Source organism: Sphingomonas sinipercae (genome assembly GCF_011302055.1).
Lineage (GTDB): Bacteria > Pseudomonadota > Alphaproteobacteria > Sphingomonadales > Sphingomonadaceae > Sphingomicrobium > Sphingomicrobium sinipercae.
Window position 1 is genome coordinate 1,635,402 of sequence record NZ_CP049871.1, and the last position, 17,157, is coordinate 1,652,558.

At 66.6% G+C, this 17,157-nt stretch carries 20 protein-coding genes; 9 read left to right on the forward strand and 11 right to left on the reverse strand.

The genetic code is table 11. The annotated features are described in order from the left end of the window. The first annotated feature begins 131 nt into the window (after positions 1 to 131). Entirely contained in the window at positions 132 to 899 is a 768-nt protein-coding gene (locus G7078_RS08535; protein ID WP_166095045.1) for a D-Ala-D-Ala carboxypeptidase family metallohydrolase, read from the forward strand. A gap of 45 nt (positions 900 to 944) precedes the next feature. Here the strand turns inward: G7078_RS08535 and G7078_RS08540 are convergent, their stop codons facing one another. After that, positions 945 to 1,787: an ABC transporter permease gene (locus G7078_RS08540; protein WP_246166328.1), complete on the reverse strand. Its 843-nt coding sequence runs from the start codon at positions 1,785 to 1,787 to the stop codon at positions 945 to 947. 67 nt (positions 1,788 to 1,854) lie between these two features. On the opposite strand from G7078_RS08540, the gene G7078_RS08545 reads away from it, so the two are divergent. From G7078_RS08545 to G7078_RS08555, 3 genes are all read left to right on the forward strand, one after another. Next, a complete protein-coding gene (locus G7078_RS08545) occupies positions 1,855 to 2,508 on the forward strand; it encodes a GcrA family cell cycle regulator (protein WP_166095051.1) in 654 nt (217 codons plus the stop codon). An 11-nt stretch (positions 2,509 to 2,519) separates the two neighbouring features. After that, a complete protein-coding gene (locus G7078_RS08550) occupies positions 2,520 to 3,557 on the forward strand; it encodes a phytanoyl-CoA dioxygenase family protein (protein ID WP_246166329.1) in 1,038 nt (345 codons plus the stop codon). Between the two features lie 114 nt (positions 3,558 to 3,671). Beyond that, positions 3,672 to 4,490, forward strand: coding sequence for a class I SAM-dependent methyltransferase (locus tag G7078_RS08555; protein ID WP_166095053.1), 819 nt, complete (start codon positions 3,672 to 3,674; stop codon positions 4,488 to 4,490). A gap of 74 nt (positions 4,491 to 4,564) precedes the next feature. On the opposite strand, the gene G7078_RS08560 is transcribed toward G7078_RS08555, so the two are convergent. Then, positions 4,565 to 5,044, reverse strand: coding sequence for an Hsp20 family protein (locus G7078_RS08560; RefSeq protein WP_166095055.1), 480 nt, complete (start codon positions 5,042 to 5,044; stop codon positions 4,565 to 4,567). Positions 5,045 to 5,248: 204 nt separating this feature from the next. Here G7078_RS08560 and G7078_RS08565 point away from each other — a divergent pair, with 204 nt between their 5' ends. Both G7078_RS08565 and parE read left to right on the forward strand, forming a co-directional pair. Continuing rightward, positions 5,249 to 5,689 carry a DoxX family protein gene (locus tag G7078_RS08565; protein WP_166095057.1) on the forward strand — a complete coding sequence of 147 codons (441 nt, stop codon included), beginning with the start codon at positions 5,249 to 5,251 and terminating at the stop codon, positions 5,687 to 5,689. 40 nt (positions 5,690 to 5,729) lie between these two features. Continuing rightward, positions 5,730 to 7,751 carry a DNA topoisomerase IV subunit B gene (gene parE / locus G7078_RS08570; RefSeq protein WP_425505242.1) on the forward strand — a complete coding sequence of 674 codons (2,022 nt, stop codon included), beginning with the start codon at positions 5,730 to 5,732 and terminating at the stop codon, positions 7,749 to 7,751. Positions 7,752 to 7,764: 13 nt separating this feature from the next. Here parE and G7078_RS08575 read toward each other — a convergent pair whose 3' ends face one another. After that, the gene (locus G7078_RS08575) at positions 7,765 to 8,343 is read right to left on the reverse strand and encodes a hypothetical protein (protein WP_166095060.1); all 579 of its coding nucleotides are present in this window, start codon (positions 8,341 to 8,343) and stop codon (positions 7,765 to 7,767) included. 245 nt (positions 8,344 to 8,588) lie between these two features. On the opposite strand from G7078_RS08575, the gene G7078_RS08580 reads away from it, so the two are divergent. After that, entirely contained in the window at positions 8,589 to 8,882 is a 294-nt protein-coding gene (locus G7078_RS08580) for a hypothetical protein (RefSeq protein ID WP_166095062.1), read from the forward strand. 7 nt (positions 8,883 to 8,889) lie between these two features. Here G7078_RS08580 and G7078_RS08585 read toward each other — a convergent pair whose 3' ends face one another. The 3 genes from G7078_RS08585 to G7078_RS08595 are packed head-to-tail and all read right to left on the reverse strand — an operon-like array spanning position 8,890 to position 10,735. Further along, positions 8,890 to 9,717, reverse strand: coding sequence for a carbon-nitrogen hydrolase family protein (locus G7078_RS08585; protein ID WP_246166330.1), 828 nt, complete (start codon positions 9,715 to 9,717; stop codon positions 8,890 to 8,892). 4 nt (positions 9,718 to 9,721) lie between these two features. Beyond that, positions 9,722 to 9,979, reverse strand: coding sequence for a glutaredoxin 3 (gene grxC, locus G7078_RS08590; protein WP_166095064.1), 258 nt, complete (start codon positions 9,977 to 9,979; stop codon positions 9,722 to 9,724). A 15-nt stretch (positions 9,980 to 9,994) separates the two neighbouring features. Further along, a complete protein-coding gene (locus G7078_RS08595) occupies positions 9,995 to 10,735 on the reverse strand; it encodes a ComF family protein (protein ID WP_166095067.1) in 741 nt (246 codons plus the stop codon). A gap of 43 nt (positions 10,736 to 10,778) precedes the next feature. On the opposite strand from G7078_RS08595, the gene G7078_RS08600 reads away from it, so the two are divergent. Both G7078_RS08600 and G7078_RS08605 read left to right on the forward strand, forming a co-directional pair. After that, positions 10,779 to 11,558: a class I SAM-dependent methyltransferase gene (locus tag G7078_RS08600; protein WP_166095069.1), complete on the forward strand. Its 780-nt coding sequence runs from the start codon at positions 10,779 to 10,781 to the stop codon at positions 11,556 to 11,558. An 86-nt stretch (positions 11,559 to 11,644) separates the two neighbouring features. After that, positions 11,645 to 11,833: a Flp family type IVb pilin gene (locus tag G7078_RS08605; RefSeq protein ID WP_166095071.1), complete on the forward strand. Its 189-nt coding sequence runs from the start codon at positions 11,645 to 11,647 to the stop codon at positions 11,831 to 11,833. Between the two features lie 10 nt (positions 11,834 to 11,843). On the opposite strand, the gene G7078_RS08610 is transcribed toward G7078_RS08605, so the two are convergent. From G7078_RS08610 to G7078_RS08630, 5 genes are all read right to left on the reverse strand, one after another. Next, positions 11,844 to 12,293, reverse strand: a complete 450-nt coding sequence (locus G7078_RS08610; protein WP_166095074.1) for a LysM peptidoglycan-binding domain-containing protein — start codon at positions 12,291 to 12,293, stop codon at positions 11,844 to 11,846. Continuing rightward, positions 12,290 to 13,309: a M48 family metalloprotease gene (locus G7078_RS08615; protein WP_166095076.1), complete on the reverse strand. Its 1,020-nt coding sequence runs from the start codon at positions 13,307 to 13,309 to the stop codon at positions 12,290 to 12,292. Before G7078_RS08615 ends, G7078_RS08610 begins: the two co-directional genes overlap by 4 nt. Positions 13,310 to 13,398: 89 nt before the next feature. After that, complete coding sequence (locus tag G7078_RS08620) at positions 13,399 to 14,340, reverse strand: acetyl-CoA carboxylase carboxyltransferase subunit alpha (protein ID WP_166095079.1); 942 nt, start codon at positions 14,338 to 14,340, stop codon at positions 13,399 to 13,401. A 34-nt stretch (positions 14,341 to 14,374) separates the two neighbouring features. Continuing rightward, positions 14,375 to 15,262: a tyrosine recombinase gene (locus G7078_RS08625; RefSeq protein ID WP_166095082.1), complete on the reverse strand. Its 888-nt coding sequence runs from the start codon at positions 15,260 to 15,262 to the stop codon at positions 14,375 to 14,377. Next, entirely contained in the window at positions 15,259 to 17,046 is a 1,788-nt protein-coding gene (locus G7078_RS08630; protein WP_166095084.1) for a hypothetical protein, read from the reverse strand. Before G7078_RS08630 ends, G7078_RS08625 begins: the two co-directional genes overlap by 4 nt. Between the last annotated feature and the right edge of the window lie 111 nt (positions 17,047 to 17,157).

The window sequence follows — 17,157 nt, forward strand, 5'->3', positions numbered from 1 at the left end:
TGCGGCTTGTTGCTGCAGGGCTGAACGGCGCCGTTATCGCCCGTTCAACTTCATTAACGTGCCGAAACGGCTTTCATGGATTGTCGTTTGTCAAGCGTTGAACTCACGCCTTTTCGCCATATCTTATTGATATGCTTAGATTATTCTCTGCCGCAGCACTTGCTGCCTCGCTCGCTTTCGCGCCTGCCACCAGCTCGGGCCTCGGCGTTCGCACGCCACTGGCGAGCGCGGCCGCGCAGCCTCTGGCGACCGTCGCCCAGCCGACGCGCCCCGCGCTCCAGGCGGCCGCGTTCGACGCCCAGCTTGGCCTCGACGCCCGTGCCGATGCGCGTATCTCCGGCCTGGCGGAGGGGCAAAGCCCCGCGGACTTTCGCCAGTGGCTCCGCGGCTCGGCGGAAGCGCGCACCGAGCTTGGCCGCTTCCATGACTATCTTGCCGCCCGGAACGTCAATTCGGTGGTGCCGCTGTGGCAGCTGGTCCGGACGTCGTCGTCATGGCGCGAATGCGGCGCGCAGCCGTTCGAAGCGCCGCCCGAGGACAAGTGGGACCATATCGTGCGCACGCTCGAGTTCGTCCGCGACGACATCGTCCCCGCCGTCGGCGAGGTCGAGGCGCTTTCGGCCTATCGCAACGAGGCGCTCAACCGTTGCTCGGATGGCGCCCCGGCGAGCGCGCACCGCCATTTCTTCGCGCTGGACCTGACGCCAGTGAACAAGGCGGTGGAGCGGACCGCAATGATCCGGTCGGTCTGCGCCGCCCACGCCCGCGACGGCGCCCGCTACGAAGCCGGGCTCGGCTTCTACACCGGCCGCCGCTTCCACGTGGACTCGTCCGGCTATCGCAAGTGGGGCCCGAACGGCAAAGGCGCGACAAGTCCGTGCGTCAGCGGCCAAGCCTGAGCACGAGGGTGCTCGGCAACCTTAAGAGGCACGCATTCCCGGCGCTTAGCTCTTGATCCGCCAGCCGCTCTTCAAAAGCGTGAAGCACGCCGCGCACAGCACCACATTGAGTGCGAGCAGCCCGATTGCACCGACCATGATCGGCGAATCTGCGCTGCCGAGGAAGCCGTAGCGGAAGCCGGAAATGACGTAGAAGAACGGGTTGGCGTGGCTGATCGCGCGGAACGCCGGCGCCAGCTGCTCGACCGAATAGAAGGTGCCGCTGAGCAGCGACAACGGGGTCACCACGAAGTTCGTGACCACCGCAGCATGGTCGAATTTTTCGGCCCACAGCGATGTCAGCAGGCCGAGGAAGGCGAGCAGGAGCGCGCCCATCAGCCCGAACCAGAAGACCGCCAGCGGGTGGGCCATCGCCACCGACACGCCCGGCCACAGCAGCATCGCGAGCCACACCGCGAAGCCGACGAAAAAGGCCCGGGTTACCGCTGCCCCGACCAGGCCCGCCATCAACTCGCCGGTCGACAGCGGCGGCATTAGATAATCGACGATGGTGCCCTGGATCTTGCCCACCAGCAGCGAGAAGCTGGCGTTGGCGAAAGCGTTCTGCAGCATCGCCATGACGATCAGGCCGGGGGCGATGAAATCGGCGAAGTGATAGCCCATCACCATCCGCCCGCTTCCGCCCAGCGCGACGGTGAAAACCGCAAGGTACAGGAGGGTGGTAATGGCCGGTGCCCACACCGTCTGCATCTGCACCTTGAAGAACCGGCGCACCTCCTTGATATAGAGGGTCTTAAGCCCTCCCCAATTGACGCCTTGCAGCACCGGCTCGCCCGGGGGCTGCTGGGTCCAGAGGTCATTCTGGGGCTTGAAGAGCTGGTCGTTCACTGTGCGCCCGCGTATCGGCTGCGGCATTGCACAGCAAGCGCCCGGCACATTCGGAGAAGAGATTTCAATGTCCTGGACTGAAGAGCGGATCGACCAGCTGAAGGCGATGTGGGCCAAGGGCGCCACCGCCAGCGAAATTGCGGAAAACCTTGGCGGGGTCAGCCGCAACGCCGTCATCGGCAAAGCCCACCGCCTCGGCCTCGAAGCGCGGCCCTCGCCGGTCAAGCCGGGCGAGGACAAGGAAGCCGCTCCGGCGGCAGCGCCCAAGGCCGCAAAACCGGCGGCAGCGCCGGTTGCGGCCGCTCCTGCCGCCCCCGCGGAGCCCGAGCCGGCGCCGACACCGCGGCCGCGTACCCCCCAGCGTCCTCAGCCGACCGGGGACAACATCCAATATCGCTCGGTCGGCCCGGGCGGCTTCATCCGCCAGGGCCCTGGCGATACGCAGGCGCCAATCCCCCCGGCCCCGCCGCGCCGCCTGGTCCCGGCAAAGCCGAGCGCTGAAGTGGCCAACAAGACCGGCCTGCTCGAGCTCAACGACCGCATTTGCAAGTGGCCGATGGGCCATCCGGGCGAGCCCGATTTCCATTTCTGCGGTGACCTGGCCAATCCGGGCTATCCCTATTGCGTCCAGCATTGCGGCGTTGCCTATCAGGCACAGCTTCCGCGCCGCGACCGCAGGCCGCCGCCGCCGCTTCCCTTCGGCGGTCCTCGCGTCCGCTAGCTGGCGCGGGGTTGCCTGGAGCCCGGCAGCTGCTTCGCTGGTGGCGCGCGCCATGGTGGGCGCTCGCAATCTTCACCGGCGCGAAGTGCTTCGCCGACAATCCGATCCTCGGCTCGCGCCGGCTTAACCGGGCCGGGCTTCACGCCTGGCGCCTGAAGGCGGCGCACCGCCTGGCCTGGTCACGCCGGCGGCGCCTGACCGCGGCGATCCCGGCCGGATGGCGTCAGGCGTTCGACCGCGACGGCTTCGTCGTTGTTCCCGACTTCCTGCCGACCGCGACCTTCGATCGCCTTCGCAATGCCTTGCTGGAAGGCCAGTTCGACGCCCGCGCCCAGCAGCAGGGCGACACGGTCACGCGCCGGGTGCCGATCGGGCCTGACCTTCTCGACGCGGTGCCTGAGCTCAGGCCCCTCCTCCGCGATCGGCGGTGGCGGGGCTTGCTGGCCTATGTCGCGAGCACGAAGAGCGAGCCGCTTTATTACATCCAGACCGTGGCCGGCGGCATCGCCGACGGGCCCCCGGACCCACAGCTGGAGCTGCATTCCGACACCTTCCACCCGTCGCTCAAGGCCTGGCTGTTCCTCACCGATGTCGGCCACGAAGATCGGCCGCTCACCTATGTTCCCGGCTCCCACCGGCTGACCGAAGAACGGCTGGAATGGGAAAGATCGAGGAGTGAGACCCTAGGCGCTACGGGCGACCGGCTGTCGCAACGCGGCTCGCTGCGTGTAGGCCTGGACGCGCTTGCCGGCCTGAGCCTCCCGCCGCCACATGCCTTCGCGGTACCCGCCAATACTCTGGTCGCTGTCGATACCTATGGCTTCCACGCCCGCGCAGCCTCGGATCATCGTACGATTCGCGTGGAAATCTGGGCCTTCGCGCGGCGGACGCCATTCCTGCTCTGGACGGGTTTCGACCTGCTGTCCCTGCCCCCGTTCGCAAAACGCCGAGCCCAGTGGCTGACGGCCGCCCTCGACCGTCTCGATCGGCTTGGCCTGGCGAAGCAGCACTGGCGCCCAGCCGGCCGTAAGCGCCCGATCGATTTTTAGGCATGCCAGGCGGCGTGACGTATGCGCCGCCGGGATGTAAAAGCGATGGGCTCGGTTTAAATTGTAAGTCTGCAGTTCGCGTACCCGGCGAGTACCACACGAGGGAGAGCGACTATGCAGCCAACCAACGCCAACAAGGCGCTGTGGGAAAAGGGTGACTTCACCCGAATCGCCGAAACCATGCGCATCAGCGGTGAAGAACTCGTGGCCACCCTGGGCATCACGCCGCGCATGAAGATCCTCGACCTCGGCTGCGGCGACGGCACGACCGCGGTCCCCGCAGCCCAGCTCGGCGCGCACGTGATCGGCGTCGACATCGCCGACAACCTGGTCGCGGCCGGCAATGCACGCGCCAAGGCGCTTAGGCTGGAAGACCTCACTTTCCAGCAAGGGGACGCCTCCAGTCTCGACGGCATTGCCGACGCCAGCTTCGACCTGGTCGTCAGCGTCTTTGGCGCCATGTTCGCGCCGCGCCCCGACGACGTCGCGCAAGAAATGGTCCGGGTGACAAAGCCCGGCGGCCGAATCATCATGGGCAACTGGATTCCCGGCGACTCGACGTTGGTCGCGCAAATCCTCAAGATCAGTGCCGCTTACACGCCCCCGCCGCCCGAAGGCTTCATCAGCCCGATGACCTGGGGCGACGAACCGACGGTGATCGCGCGATTTGGCAAAGCCGGCATCGCTGCCGACAAGATCGAATTCGATCGCGAAAGCTGGGTTTTCCGGACCAGGGGCCCCGCCTCGCGGCTGCTCGACATCTTCCGCAAATATTATGGGCCGACGATGAACGCTTATGCCGCGGCCAAGCAGGACGGACGCGAGGATTCGCTCCACCGCGACCTGACCGCCTTGTTTGAATCGCAGAACCGCGGCGGCTCCAACACGGTCATCGCCGCGACCTTCCTGAAAGTTACGGTCCACAAGAACTGAACGAAAGGCCCCGGAGCAGCGCTCCGGGGCCGTCCCTTCCTCCCAACGCTGCGCGCGGGAAGGGCAATATGCGCTTACGCCTTCTCGGTCTCGGCCTTGGCCTCGATCCGGTCGTGTTTCGGCGCGCTGCCGCCAATGTCGATCTTGCGCGGCATCATTGCTTCCGGGACCTCGCGGACCAACTCGATCGCCAGCAGTCCGTCGTGCAGGTCGGCGCCGGTGACCTTGATGTGGTCGGCAAGCGCGAAGCGGCGCTCGAACGAACGGTTGGCGATCCCGCGATAGATGTAATCGGCGGCGCCCGATTCCGACTGTTCGCTCTTTTTGCCGGTGACGATCAGCACGTTCTGGTGCGCGGTGATGTCGATTTCGTCCTGCTTGAAGCCGGCCACCGCAAGCTCGATGCGATATTCGTTCTCGCCGGAACGGATGAGGTCGAACGGCGGGTAATTCTCGCCCCCATTCGACGGACCGCTATTTTCGAGCATGTCGAACAACCGGTCGAACCCGACGCTGGAGCGGCGGAATGGTGCAAAGTCAAAAGCGTTACGCATGGTCAGTCTCCTATTGTCCTCACTTGAGCGACTAGGCGGAGCTGCCGGGGAGCCGGCCGCTCCGCACTGGACCCGCAAGGGCGTCCAGCAGCCGCGAATTGGGGAGTAATCTCCCGATTTCAAGACCTTCCCCGTTCGTCGAAAGATGCTGGAACGGCGCTAGAAACGGACCAGACTGTTCCGCCACTAGGGGGGAAGCGATCAATGACGAGCCTACGTCGGCTTCTGTTTCTTCCGGGCAATGCCCGCTTCGCCGACTTCGGGCTGCTCCTGCTGCGCCTCGCGACCGGCGTGTTCCTCATCTACCAGAGCCACGACAACGTGTTTTCCGCCGCGCGGATGGACGAGTTCGTCAAGTTCCTGACGCAGTTCCACTTCCCGCTGCCGGAATTGATGGCGCCGCTGTCGGTCTACTTCCAGTTCGTGGCCGGGATCGGTTTCATCCTTGGCCTGTTCACCCGCTGGCTGGGGTTGATCACCTGCTTCCAGTTCATCGTTGCCGTTTACATGGTCCACTCGCCCGACGCCTTTCCGACCTGGTGGCCGGCGCTGGTCCTGGTTTTCCTCGGCTTGTACTTCGGGCTTCGCGGCAGCGGCCGGTATGGCCTCGACCCGCTTTTTGAAGGGCGCTCCAGCCGCCGTTAGCTGTGGATAAGCCGCCGGCCCGCGCCTTGGCACCGGCCGGATGCGCGCCTTATACCCGCAATCGATGTCCGACCTCTTCGCTTCCCCCGGCGCGGCCGAGCCCGCCAACAGTTACGATGCTTCGTCGATCGAGGTGCTCGAGGGGCTTGAGCCCGTCCGCCGCCGCCCGGGCATGTATATCGGCGGCACCGACGAGCGCGCGCTCCACCACCTCGCCGCCGAGGTTATCGATAATGCGATGGACGAGGCCGTGGCCGGGCACGCCAACCGAATCGAAGTCACGCTTGAGCACGGCAACCGCCTGACCGTGACCGACAACGGGCGCGGAATCCCGGTCGACCCGCACCCCAAATATCCCGGCAAGTCAGCGCTCGAAGTCATCATGACCACGCTCCATTCGGGCGGGAAGTTCGAAGGTAAAGCGTACAGCACCTCGGGCGGCTTGCACGGCGTCGGGGTCAGCGTCGTCAACGCACTTTCGACCGAGACGATCATCGAAGTCGCCCGCGACAAGACGCTCTATCGCCAGCGGTTTGAGAAGGGGCATGCGGCCGGCCCGCTGGAAACGGTCGGGCCGACCCCCAACCGGCGCGGCACCACGGTCAGCTTCGTCCCCGATCTCACCATCTTCGGCGCCGACGCGAAGTTCGACCCCAAGCGCTTGCTCAACCTCGCGCGCTCCAAGGCCTATCTGTTTGCCGGGGTCGAAATCCGCTGGAAGTGCGACCCGTCGCTGGCGTCGGCCGACGTCCCGGAAAGCGCCGTCTTCCAATTCCCGGGCGGCCTTGCCGACCATCTCGCCGCGCAGCTTGGCGAGCGCAGCTGCGTCACTAACCAGCCGTTCACCGGACGGCAGGATTTCGCCGCCGACGCACAGGGCGCGCCGCAGGGCTCGGCCGAATGGGCGGTCGCCTGGCCGCTCTATTCCGACGGTTCCGAAAGCTATTATTGCAACACCATCCCGACGCCCGACGGCGGCACCCACGAAGCCGGCCTTCGCGCCGCGCTGACCAAGGGCATTCGCGCGTTCGGCGAGCTGGTCGGCAACAAGCGGGCCAAGGAAATCACCGCCGACGACGTGTTCAACGGCGTCGAGCTGATGCTCAGCGTCTTCATTCGCAACCCGCACTTCCAAAGCCAGACCAAGGATCGCCTCACCAGCCTCGAAGCCGCGCGCTTCGTCGAAGCCGCGGTGCGCGACCATTTCGACCATTTCCTCGCCGACAATATGGACCGCGGCCGCGCCCTATTGGGATCGATCATCGAGCGGGCCGAGGAGCGGCTGAAGCGCCGCGCCGAGCGTGAAGTGAAGCGCAAGACGGCCACGTCCGCCCGCAAGCTGCGCCTGCCCGGCAAATTGACCGACTGCGCCAACGACGACGCCGAAGGCACCGAGCTGTTCATCGTCGAAGGCGATAGCGCCGGCGGTTCGGCCAAGCAGGCGCGCAACCGCAAGACTCAGGCCATCCTGCCGATCCGGGGCAAGATCCTCAACGTCGCCAGCGCCACGCAGGACAAGATCCGCGCCAACACCGAAATCGCCGACCTGCAGCTGGCGCTCGGCTGCGGCATTCGCGACCGGTTCGACGAAGCGTCGCTGCGCTACGAAAAGATCATCATCATGACCGACGCCGACGTCGACGGCGCCCACATCGCGACCTTGCTGATGACCTTCTTCTTCCAGGAAATGCCGGAGCTGGTGCGCCGCGGCCACCTGTTCCTCGCCCAGCCGCCGCTTTATCGCCTAAGCGCAGGCGCCAAGACCCTTTACGCCCGCGACGACGCCCACCGCGCCGAGCTTGAGGCGACCGAGTTCAAGGGCAAGAAAGTCGACGTGTCGCGCTTCAAGGGCCTGGGCGAGATGAACCCCGGCCAGCTCAAGGAAACGACGATGGATCCGGGCTCGCGGAGCCTGCTCAAGGTCACCCTTCCGGACGGTTACGAGGACAGCCAGCCGGCCCGCGATATCGTCGAGCGGCTGATGGGCAAGGATCCGGCCAAGCGCTTCGAATTCATCCAGGAACGCGCCAGCGCGGTCGAGGACGACGCAATCGACGCCTAGTCACGGCAGCCGGCTAGTGCCGAGGGCTGATCGGTCCCCGCGCATTCATCCGCTTGACCGCGTTGAAGTCGGGGTCCGTATCCGATCGGGCGCACGGCGCCTTGCCGCTGGAATAGACGCCGTTCAGGCAGGCATAGACCATCCAGTTGACCGGCTGCACCGGCGACGCGGCGCGACCGACGAGGAATTCGTAGACCTCGTTCGTGTCCACCGCCGGCAGCTGATGCTCGCCGATCCGCACGTTCGGACCCTTATTGCAATAAGCATCCGACGGTTTGACCCAGCAGGTGCCATTGGCGGCCCTCGGTTCCTTGAGGCAATAGCCGTGCCAGACCTGCCGCGCGTTGGCACGGATGTCGCACTGGCTGTCCAGATGGCACGCCTTTGGAATCTGCGGGACGCGCGCGATCAGGCATGCCCCGCCAAACCCGGCCGAACTGATCGACGGCTCGCCGCGCCGGGCGAGCCGGATGGAGAACCCGCCGGTCAGGACCCGAGGGTCGCTCCGCACCCGTGGAGCAGTCCTGACCGCCCCCGCCTCGATCGTTAGCGGCAGCCCGGCGTCAGCGCCCGGCAGCGGCGGCGGCCGCACTCCAGGCACACTATCGCAACTTCCAATCGTAACTGCGGTGGCGAAAAGGAAAAGCGGACCGCGAAAACGCCGCGTGATTGGGTGAATGGTCATTCGCACCCCCTCTGCCGAGCAAGTTGAGCATATAGCAAAGCCCGGCCATTCGCCACTTCGCAGCTTGATGCGAGAATCCAGTTGTCGAAGGGAAATGTTGCGCGTCGATGCAACGGCGTTAAGGGTCGCGCATATGAAACAAAATCAGACGATTGGCCGCACGCCTGGAATGGACGCCGATGCCGCCGCGTAGGTGGAAGCACCTTGAAGGTGCGATTATCGGGTTCCTCGTCGGCCTGTTTTCCTATGTCGCCGTGGCGCTAAGCGATCCTGTGAATCACGAACCGCTGTCACGCCTCAAGTGGTTGGCGGCCTACTGCCTCGGTGGTGCGGTGGTCGGGTACATCGCGGTGCGGGTGCGCAACCGGCTGGTGTGGCGCAACTTCATGGGTGAAGAGCAGCGCCGCGGCATCATGCTCGACCAGAAGGGCCGCCCGCGCAAGTAACGGGCGGTCAGGCGGGCGAAACGTTGCCGATCGGCCGCCGGTGATGGAGCGCCGGCACTCGGGAGCGGACTTCGTCAACGCGGCCTAGGTCGATATCGGCGAAGCCGACGCCATTACCTTCGCCCATGTCGAGCAGCACCTCGCCCCATGGGTCGATTACCAGCGAATGGCCGAAGGTCGCGCGGCCATCCTCATGTTGCCCGGACTGGGCGGCAGCGATGACGAATACGCCCGCTTCGATCGCCCGCGCGCGCAGCAGCACGTGCCAATGCGCTTGCCCCGTCGGCACGGTAAACGCCGCAGGCACTGCGGCCGCCTGCGCCCCCGCCTCCGTCAGCGCCGCAAATAGAGCGGGGAAACGCAGGTCGTAACAGATGGTCAGGCCAAGGGTCCCGACCGGGGTGCCCGTGACCATGACCGCCTGGGTGCCGCCGTCGTAAACCGCCGATTCCCGCCAGCTCTCGCCGGTTGGCAGGTCGACGTCGAACAGGTGGATCTTGTCGTAACGGGCGCGCACCTGCCCTTCGGGATCGATGACGAACGCCCGGTTCGCAAGCTTGCCGCCGCTGCTGACCACGGCCAGCGAGCCAAGGTGGACCCAAATGCGGGTGCGCTTCGCCGCCGCCTGCACGGCCGCGAGCAATTCGTCCTGCCCTTCGCTGCGCAGCTTGCTTGCCGCCCGTTCCTTGTCGCGGTCGAGCAGGCCGGACATTTCGGGGGTGAACAGCATTTCCGCGCCGCCCGCCGCAGCCTCGTCAATGGCGTCGATCAGCGCTCCTGCATTCGCGGCGGGGTCGATGCCCGTGCACGACTGGAACAGGGCGATCCGAGTCAAGGCGTCAGGCCGCGAGCAACGCGTCGAGTTCGCCCGCCCGCTCCAGCGCATGAAGGTCGTCGCAGCCGCCGACATGGTGCCCGCCGATGAAGATTTGCGGGACGGTCGTCCGCCCCTTGGCGCGCTGGATCATTTCCTGCCGCTTGGCGGGGTCGGCATCGACCGGATATTCGACGAAGGAAACCCTTTTCTCCTCGAGCAAGCGCCGGGCCCGCACGCAGTAGGGACAGAAGGATTTCACATAGATTTCAACGTCAGTCACGGCCTGCCACTCTTTTCAAACATCCAGCTGCGACGGCCGGATCACCCGCGCCCAGCTGACCAGCTCCACGCGCCCAGCACCTGCCCGCTTCAGCGCCCGGGCACAAGCATCGGCGGTGCTTCCGGTGGTCAGCACGTCGTCGACCAGCACCACGGTGCGCCCTTGCAGGTCGGCCGTCGCCGCGACCTTGAACGCACCGGCCACCGTTCGGCGCCGCTGGCTAAGGCTTAGCCCCTTCAGCGGCGGGGTCGCCTTGACCCGGCGGAGCACGTCCGACCGCGCTTCCGCCCCGCACCGGCGCGACAATTCGCCGGCGACGATGGCCGCCTGGTTGAACCCCCGGCGCCATATTCGCGCCCGGTGAAGCGGGACCGGGACCAGCAAGCTGCCCGCCGGCAATTCGCCGAGCACCGGCGTCATGTATCGCGCCATCGTCCGCGCCAGCGCGACCTTGCGCCCATATTTCAGCTTGAGCGCAATCGAGCGGCTGATTTCGCCATAAGCGACGGCGGCGCGGGTGCGGTCGATGCGCGGCGGCCTGGCAAGGCACTTGCCGCAGGTCTGCGCGTCGGTCGCTTCCAGCGGCAGCCCGCACGTCGTGCAGCCGCCGTTGCCGAGGAATTCGATGCTGCCCCAGCAGGCGGGGCAAAAGCTGTCCACGTCGTCGACGATCGCGCCGCAGCCCGCGCAACGCGGCGGCAACGCAAAGTCGACCATGAAGCGGACAAGTCGTCCGGCAGCCTCGCGCAATGGCATCAATCCCTTGTCGCGCGGCTTTGGCCAACGCACAAGCATCGGCGTGCCCCAGTTGTTCGACGTCGATCTTCGCCGGCTGAGGCGCGACCGCGCGGCGCGCGTCGGCCCTGCCCTGTTCGCCCATCGGCGGGCGTTCGACGATATCCTGGAGCGGCTCGCGGACATTCGCCGGGATTTCGCCACTGCAGTGCTGCTCGGGACACCGGACCCCGGCTGGCCCGCCCGGCTGCAAAGCCTCGGCCTCGACGTCCGGGCCTTCGAACCGGGAGCGCTCTTCGCGGCTGCGGCCGGCGCCACCCATGTCGAGGAAATGCAGGCCCCGATCGCGGCGGGAAGCATCGACTTGTGCATCGCCGCGGGGACCCTCGACACCATCGATGAACTGCCGATCATGCTGGCATTGATCCGGGGTTGGCTGAAGCCCGACGGACTGCTGATCGGCGCAATGGCCGGCGGCGATACCTTGCCCCAGCTTCGCTCAGCAATGCGCGCCGCCGACGCGGTGGAGGGAAGCGCCACGCCGCATGTGCATCCGCGGATCGCCGCAGCGTCGCTGGCGGGGCTGCTTGCCGACGCCGGCTTCGCCATGCCGGTGGTGGATGTCGACCGGGTCAGGGTCAGTTATCGCACGCTCGGCGCCCTGGTCGCGGATTTGCGCGCAATGGCCGCGGGCAGCATCCTCGCCCAGCGCCCGCGCGCCGGCCTTTCCCGCGCCGCTTATGCCGCGGCCGAAGCCCAGTTCCAAAGCGCGGGCGCGGACGGAAAGACGGTCGAGACCTTCGAAATCCTCCACTTCGCCGGATGGGCGCCGCAACACGGATGACTGGCCGTTAACCGGACCCGAAACAGATATTGTTAACCCCCGCTGTGTATCGGTGCTGAAGTGGACGTGGACCAGAGGAGGGTGGCGTGAGCGCTGTCCGTCAAAAGTTGCGCGCGTTGCCGGCCGATGAATCGGGCGCGACCGCGATCGAATATGGGCTGATCGCAGCGTTGATCGTCATCGCCATGATCGGGGCGCTGTCGTCGCTCGGCGGCGGCACGACCGGCGGCTGGACCAAGCTCAGCCAGACGGTGACCAACGCCTCTTCCAGCTAAGGCGTCCGCGTCAGCCTCGGCGGGCGCCATGCACCACTAGCTTGACCTTCTGCCCCGGCACCAGCCGTGCATTGGGCGCGAGCCCGTTAAGCGCCAAAAAGCGATCGAGCCGGAAGTCGCGATAGGCCATCCGGTTGGCGAGCGACTGCACCGTGTCGCCCGCGCGAACCGTCGCAATGTCGATGACCCGAGGCCGGATTTGCGCGGCCTCGGCCGGCGTGATCCGCCGCAGCGAGGAAATCATCGACTGGAACGGGCCAAGCCCGGTACCGCCGCGCGATACCATGACGAAGTGATAGACCGTGTCCGGCGACCATTGATAGGCAACGACGCTGGCATCGACAAAGCCCGACGACGTCTGTGCCCGGATAGTCGTAAAGGCCGCCGGAATGCCGTTGATGACGGTACGCTGCACCGGCGGCGCGTATGCCTGCTGACGCTGGCCGCTAAGCTCGGTCAAGACGGCGCCGACGTAGGATTCAAGGGAGCCCGTGTAGCGCCCCCCGAAAACTGGGCCTGGCCGGCGGAGCCCTTGATCGACACTTCGCGGGTGCCGTTCTGCATCAGGTAGCCGACCGGGACCGCGAACTGGATGCGAAGGTCGGGATGGGTGAACGTCCGCCCGTCGATAATCCCCTGCTCGGGATCGTCGTCGACATAGACTCCGTCGATCTGGCTGAGGAATTGGTCGCGGTTGCGAAGCCCGGTGCCAAGCCGGCGCGTGCGCTGGGCTTCGGCGGTGGCCCGCTGCAGGCGATTCTGGGTCAGCGGGTGGGTGCTTGCCCATTCCGGCAGCTGTCGGCTGTCCTGCCCCTGGACCCTGGCTTCAAGCGCGGTGGCGCGGCCGATGGCCGCGAGGATCCCACCCGCACCGGCCGGGTCGTAGCCGGCCTGGGTCATGTAGCGGATGCCGAGCGTATCCGACTGATATTCCTGGTCGCGCGAGAAGCTCAGGGTTTGCAATTGCGCGGACAGTTGGCTGCGCTGGGCGACGTAATTGCCGAAGCTGCCGCCGACGACACTGCCGAGCAGGACGCCAAGGATGCTGCCGATGCTGTTGCGCCGGGATGCCGCCTCCCGCTGCTGGGCATGTTGAGCGGCGACGTGGCCGATTTCGTGCCCAAGAGCGAAAGCGAGCTGCGATTCGTCGTCCATCAGGCCCAGCAGCTGCCGGGTGATGTAGACGTAGCCGCCCGGCACGGTGAACGCGTTCTCCACCGCCGAATTGAGCACCGTGAATCGCAGCGATGGGTTGGGCACGCCCGAATAGGCGCCGACCTTGCGTCCGACCGAATCGACATAAGCAGCGCGCGCGCCGGTCTCGGCGCCGCCGAACTCGGCGACCAGCTTGGGGTGATCGCGCTGCGCCTCCGCGACGTAGCGCGGATCGAGCGGCCGCGACGCATATTGCGCGGTCACCGCCGTCGAGGTGAGCGCGACAACGGCCCCGGTCGCCAACAGGAAAGCTTTACGCATGATTCTCGTGCCTCGTTTGTCTGCCCGGCGGGAAATTAGTTTCGGCCGTTGAACGAGGAATGACTGAAGCGGGTTCCTGCCCCTGCGGTTCAGCCGATGGCGAGGAATTTGGCGCGGCGCTGCGCGATCAGCTCACGCGGGCCAAGTGAAGCGCAACCGCGCAATTCCTCGACGATCGCTTCCTTGAGCGATTGCATGGCAACGTCCGGATCGCGGTGCGCGCCGCCGATCGGTTCCGGGACGATTCGATCGACCACGCCCAGCGACTGCAAGTCCTGGGCGGTGATGCGCATTGCTTCGGCCGCGTCGGCGGCCTTGTCCGCGGTGCGCCACAGGATCGACGCGCAGCCTTCCGGCGAAATTACCGAATAGACCGCATGTTCGAACATCAGCACCCGGTTCGCCGCGGCCAGCGCAACCGCACCGCCGGAGCCGCCTTCGCCGACGATCACGGCGATCAGCGGCACGTTGAGTGCCAGGCATTCCTGGGTCGACCGGGCGATCGCTTCCGCCTGGCCACGTTCCTCCGCCTCCACTCCCGGGAAGGCGCCCGGCGTATCGACCAAGGTCACGACTGGAAGGCCGAAGCGGTTTGCAAGCTGCATCAGCCGGATGGCTTTGCGATAGCCCTCCGGCTTGGCCATGCCGAAATTGTGCCGCAGGCGCGAAGCGGTGTCCTCGCCCTTCTCGTGGCCGATCAGCACCACGCGCTGGCCTTCGATCCGCGCCAGCCCGCCCATGATCGCCGCATCGTCGGCAAATGCGCGATCGCCGGCGAGCGGGACAAAATCTTGGGCGATGGCGACGACGAAATCCTTGAAGTGCGGGCGCTCCGGGTGGCGGGCGACAAGCGCCTTCTGCCACGGGGTCAGCCGCCCATAAGTGTCGCTCAGCAGCTTGGCGGCCTTCGCCTCCAGCCGGTCGACATCGGCATGAATGTCGATGTCGCCACCATTGGCGGTTTCGCGAAGTTCGCGAACCCGAGCCTCCAGTTCGGCGATGGGCTTTTCGAATTCCAGGTACGTCGGCATTGGCAGCGGCGGGTAGGCGCGGCAGCGCTAAGCGTCAACGATTGGCGTCGGCCAGCGGGTGGCGCGAATTGACCAGCTCGATCAACCGCGACGAATCGACGTGGGTGTAGATTTGCGTCGTGCCGATGTCGGCATGGCCCAGCAGCGCCTGCAGGACACGCAAGTCGGCGCCGCCGGCCAGGAGATGCGTCGCAAAGGCATGGCGAAGCACGTGTGGGCTGATCCGTTCGGGCGCGATGCCGGCGTGGGCCGCCATTTCGCGCACCAGCTGGAACAGGCGCACGCGGCTGATGTGCGACTTATTGCCCGGGAACAGCCACAGGCCTGCCTTCGGCACGTGCTCCAGCCAGCGTTCGACCGCTTCCTCGGCACGGGTCGAAATCGGCACGAGCCGCTCCTTCTGGCCCTTGCCGAGCAGGATCAGGAACGCCTGCCCCTTGCGGAGTGCGCCGCGCGGCAGCGAAACCAGCTCGCTCGCGCGCAGGCCCGACCCGTAAAGCAGCTCGAGCAAGGCAAGATTGCGCAGCGCAAGCGGCTCCCCGCTCGCCGCGCGCTGCTCGGCATCTTCGAACAGCCGCTTCACGTCCTCGCTATCGAGCACGCGCGGCAGCGGGCGTTGCAGACGCGGCTTCGGCAGGGCATCGGACGGATCGTCCGCGCGAAGCTGGTCGTCGACGAGGAACCGGTAGAAGCGGCGAAGCGCGGCCGAGCGCCGGGCGACGGTGGCCGTGGACAGGTCCCGCCAGCATTCGCCCAGGCGCCCGACGGCCAGCTCGCTCGCCTCGCCGAGGGTTCCGCCAAGGTCCTCCGCCGCCTTTTCAAGATCGCTGCGATAAGCCGATAGCGTGTTGCGTGAGGCGCCTGCCTCCGCTGCCATCATGTCCAGGAAGCGATCGACCAGGGCTCGGTCGGCCCCGGTCACGCGCGTGACAGCGCCTCGGCGGCAATCATCCGCGCGGTAAAGTCCTGGCCCGTCCGCTTCAGCGCGGAGACGGAATGGAACAGGTGGCTCGAAGGGAGTTGGCCGAACCCGGACGCCTGGAAACCCGTGCCGGAAAGAACGAGCACGCTTCCCGATTGCCCACGCGCGGCAGCCGCATCGACCAGCGCGGTCCAGCGCGATGAACGGGCGATGCCAAGCCCGAACTTGCGATTGAGCCGGGCTGCAGTGGCAAGGTCGATCCGACCGAGCCCAGCCAGGCCCGCGACCAGCAGCGCGCTGCGCTTCTTCCCTTCACTTTCGTCGCGATCGATGAAGCTGGAAACGCGGCCGGCCATGACGCCGTCCGGGTTGGCGGTTCCAAGCGACAGCATCGCCCAGCACCGGTCGGCATATTTATTGTCCATCCCGCCGACCGCCGACGCCCATTCCGCCGCTTCCTTTTCAAGCCCGCCGGCGAGCATCGCTGCAATCAGCTCGGGCGCATCCTCCTGCAGGTCGGCGCTTGGAACGATCCGCGCGGCCGCCGCGGCCACCAGCGCCCGCGATGCCTCCCGCTGCAGCGGGTTGGCCTTGTTATCGAGCAGCTTGCGAATTGAATCGAGCCGAATGTCCTGGTCGCGTCCGGCGAAGGCTAGCCGAAGCTGCCAGGCATCGGTGCCGCTCAGGTCGTTGGGATCGGTCGCATCGTAGATCAGCGAGTAGATGTCGACGAGGGCCTGCGACGAAAACACGCCCAATCCAGTCGCCATCCGGGATGCATTCAGCCGCGCCTGAAGCGGGATCATCGGCGCCCGCGCATACCAGGCATGAAGCTGCGGCGTCGCGCTTGCGAGCAACCGGTCCGGCGGGCTCATCGCCGTCGCCGTCGACAGGCCGAAGCGCCACGCGTTCAGCGCATCCACCGGCTCCCATTCGATCGTCACGGCGCGGCCGGTGTCCGATGCGGCGCCAACCACCTTCTGGGCCAGCGACAGGTCGATTCCGCCGATCTTCCCGCGACGGCGCGCCGAATCGATCTGCGCCGCCGCGCTGGCCGGTTCGCCTTCGAGCGCCGAGCACATCGCCTGGGCCAGCGGCAGGATTTGCTGCTCCGTCTTGCCCATATGCTTCGTCAGCGGACAGATTCCGGCCGGGTCCGAGGTCGCCAGCGCGGACTGCAGCGCGACCTGGGTCATCTTGGGCGTGAAATAATTGGTGTCGACGCCGGTGACGAGCATCCGCGCGGCGTCCGCCTCGCCCATGCGCAGCAGCAGCCACGCGCGCTCGGCGGCCCAGTCGACGGGATTGACCCCGCGCGGCGCTTTCGCCTCCGCGATCAGGGCATTGCGCAAGGCGATGTGCAGCCAGCGGGAAGCCAGCGGCGTATCCATCCGACGCATCAGCGTTTCGAGGAATGGTCCGCTCGCTGCGCCCCACACCCGCTCGCCAAGGCCGATCTGGCGCGGATCGAGCGCGCCGACGAGCGTCGGGTCGCGGCGCGCGAAGCCGGGATATTCCACCGGCGGCGGCGGCGGCGGCATCTTCAACTCCAGCTCGACCGTCTCGCCCTCGCCGACTGTTTCTTCCGCCGTGCTTCGCGAAGGACTTGGTGACGCGGGCGAAGTGTTTGTGGCGGGCGTTGCGGCCCCGGTCGAAGGCGCGGGGCTTGGCGCCGGGGCGGGTGCCGGCGTGTTGGTCGTCGTCGTCTGGACTTGCGCCACTGCCGGAATGGCCAGCGCCGCAGCGGCGCCGGCGAGCAGCAGCGCCTTAGCGGCCGACTGCATTCGTGACGTCCACCTCCATTGGCCGCGGCTCGACTTCACGCGCGCGGCTGGACAAGAAGAACAAGGCTCCTATCGCAATGATCACGATCAGGACGAGGAGGATTATGGATC

Bases quoted from the DNA above. Each gene is read 5' to 3' on its own strand.
- G7078_RS08545 (WP_166095051.1), top strand. From the start codon at position 1,855: ATGTCCTGGACTGAAGAGCGGATCGACCAGCTGAAGGCGATGTGGGCC.
- parE (WP_425505242.1), top strand. From the start codon at position 5,730: ATGCGCGCCTTATACCCGCAATCGATGTCCGACCTCTTCGCTTCCCCC.
- G7078_RS08555 (WP_166095053.1), top strand. From the start codon at position 3,672: ATGCAGCCAACCAACGCCAACAAGGCGCTGTGGGAAAAGGGTGACTTC.
- G7078_RS08565 (WP_166095057.1), top strand. From the start codon at position 5,249: ATGACGAGCCTACGTCGGCTTCTGTTTCTTCCGGGCAATGCCCGCTTC.
- G7078_RS08620 (WP_166095079.1), bottom strand. From the start codon at position 14,340: ATGCCGACGTACCTGGAATTCGAAAAGCCCATCGCCGAACTGGAGGCT.
- G7078_RS08630 (WP_166095084.1), bottom strand. From the start codon at position 17,046: ATGCAGTCGGCCGCTAAGGCGCTGCTGCTCGCCGGCGCCGCTGCGGCG.
- G7078_RS08595 (WP_166095067.1), bottom strand. From the start codon at position 10,735: ATGCCATTGCGCGAGGCTGCCGGACGACTTGTCCGCTTCATGGTCGAC.
- G7078_RS08535 (WP_166095045.1), top strand. From the start codon at position 132: ATGCTTAGATTATTCTCTGCCGCAGCACTTGCTGCCTCGCTCGCTTTC.
- G7078_RS08615 (WP_166095076.1), bottom strand. From the start codon at position 13,309: ATGCGTAAAGCTTTCCTGTTGGCGACCGGGGCCGTTGTCGCGCTCACC.
- G7078_RS08560 (WP_166095055.1), bottom strand. From the start codon at position 5,044: ATGCGTAACGCTTTTGACTTTGCACCATTCCGCCGCTCCAGCGTCGGG.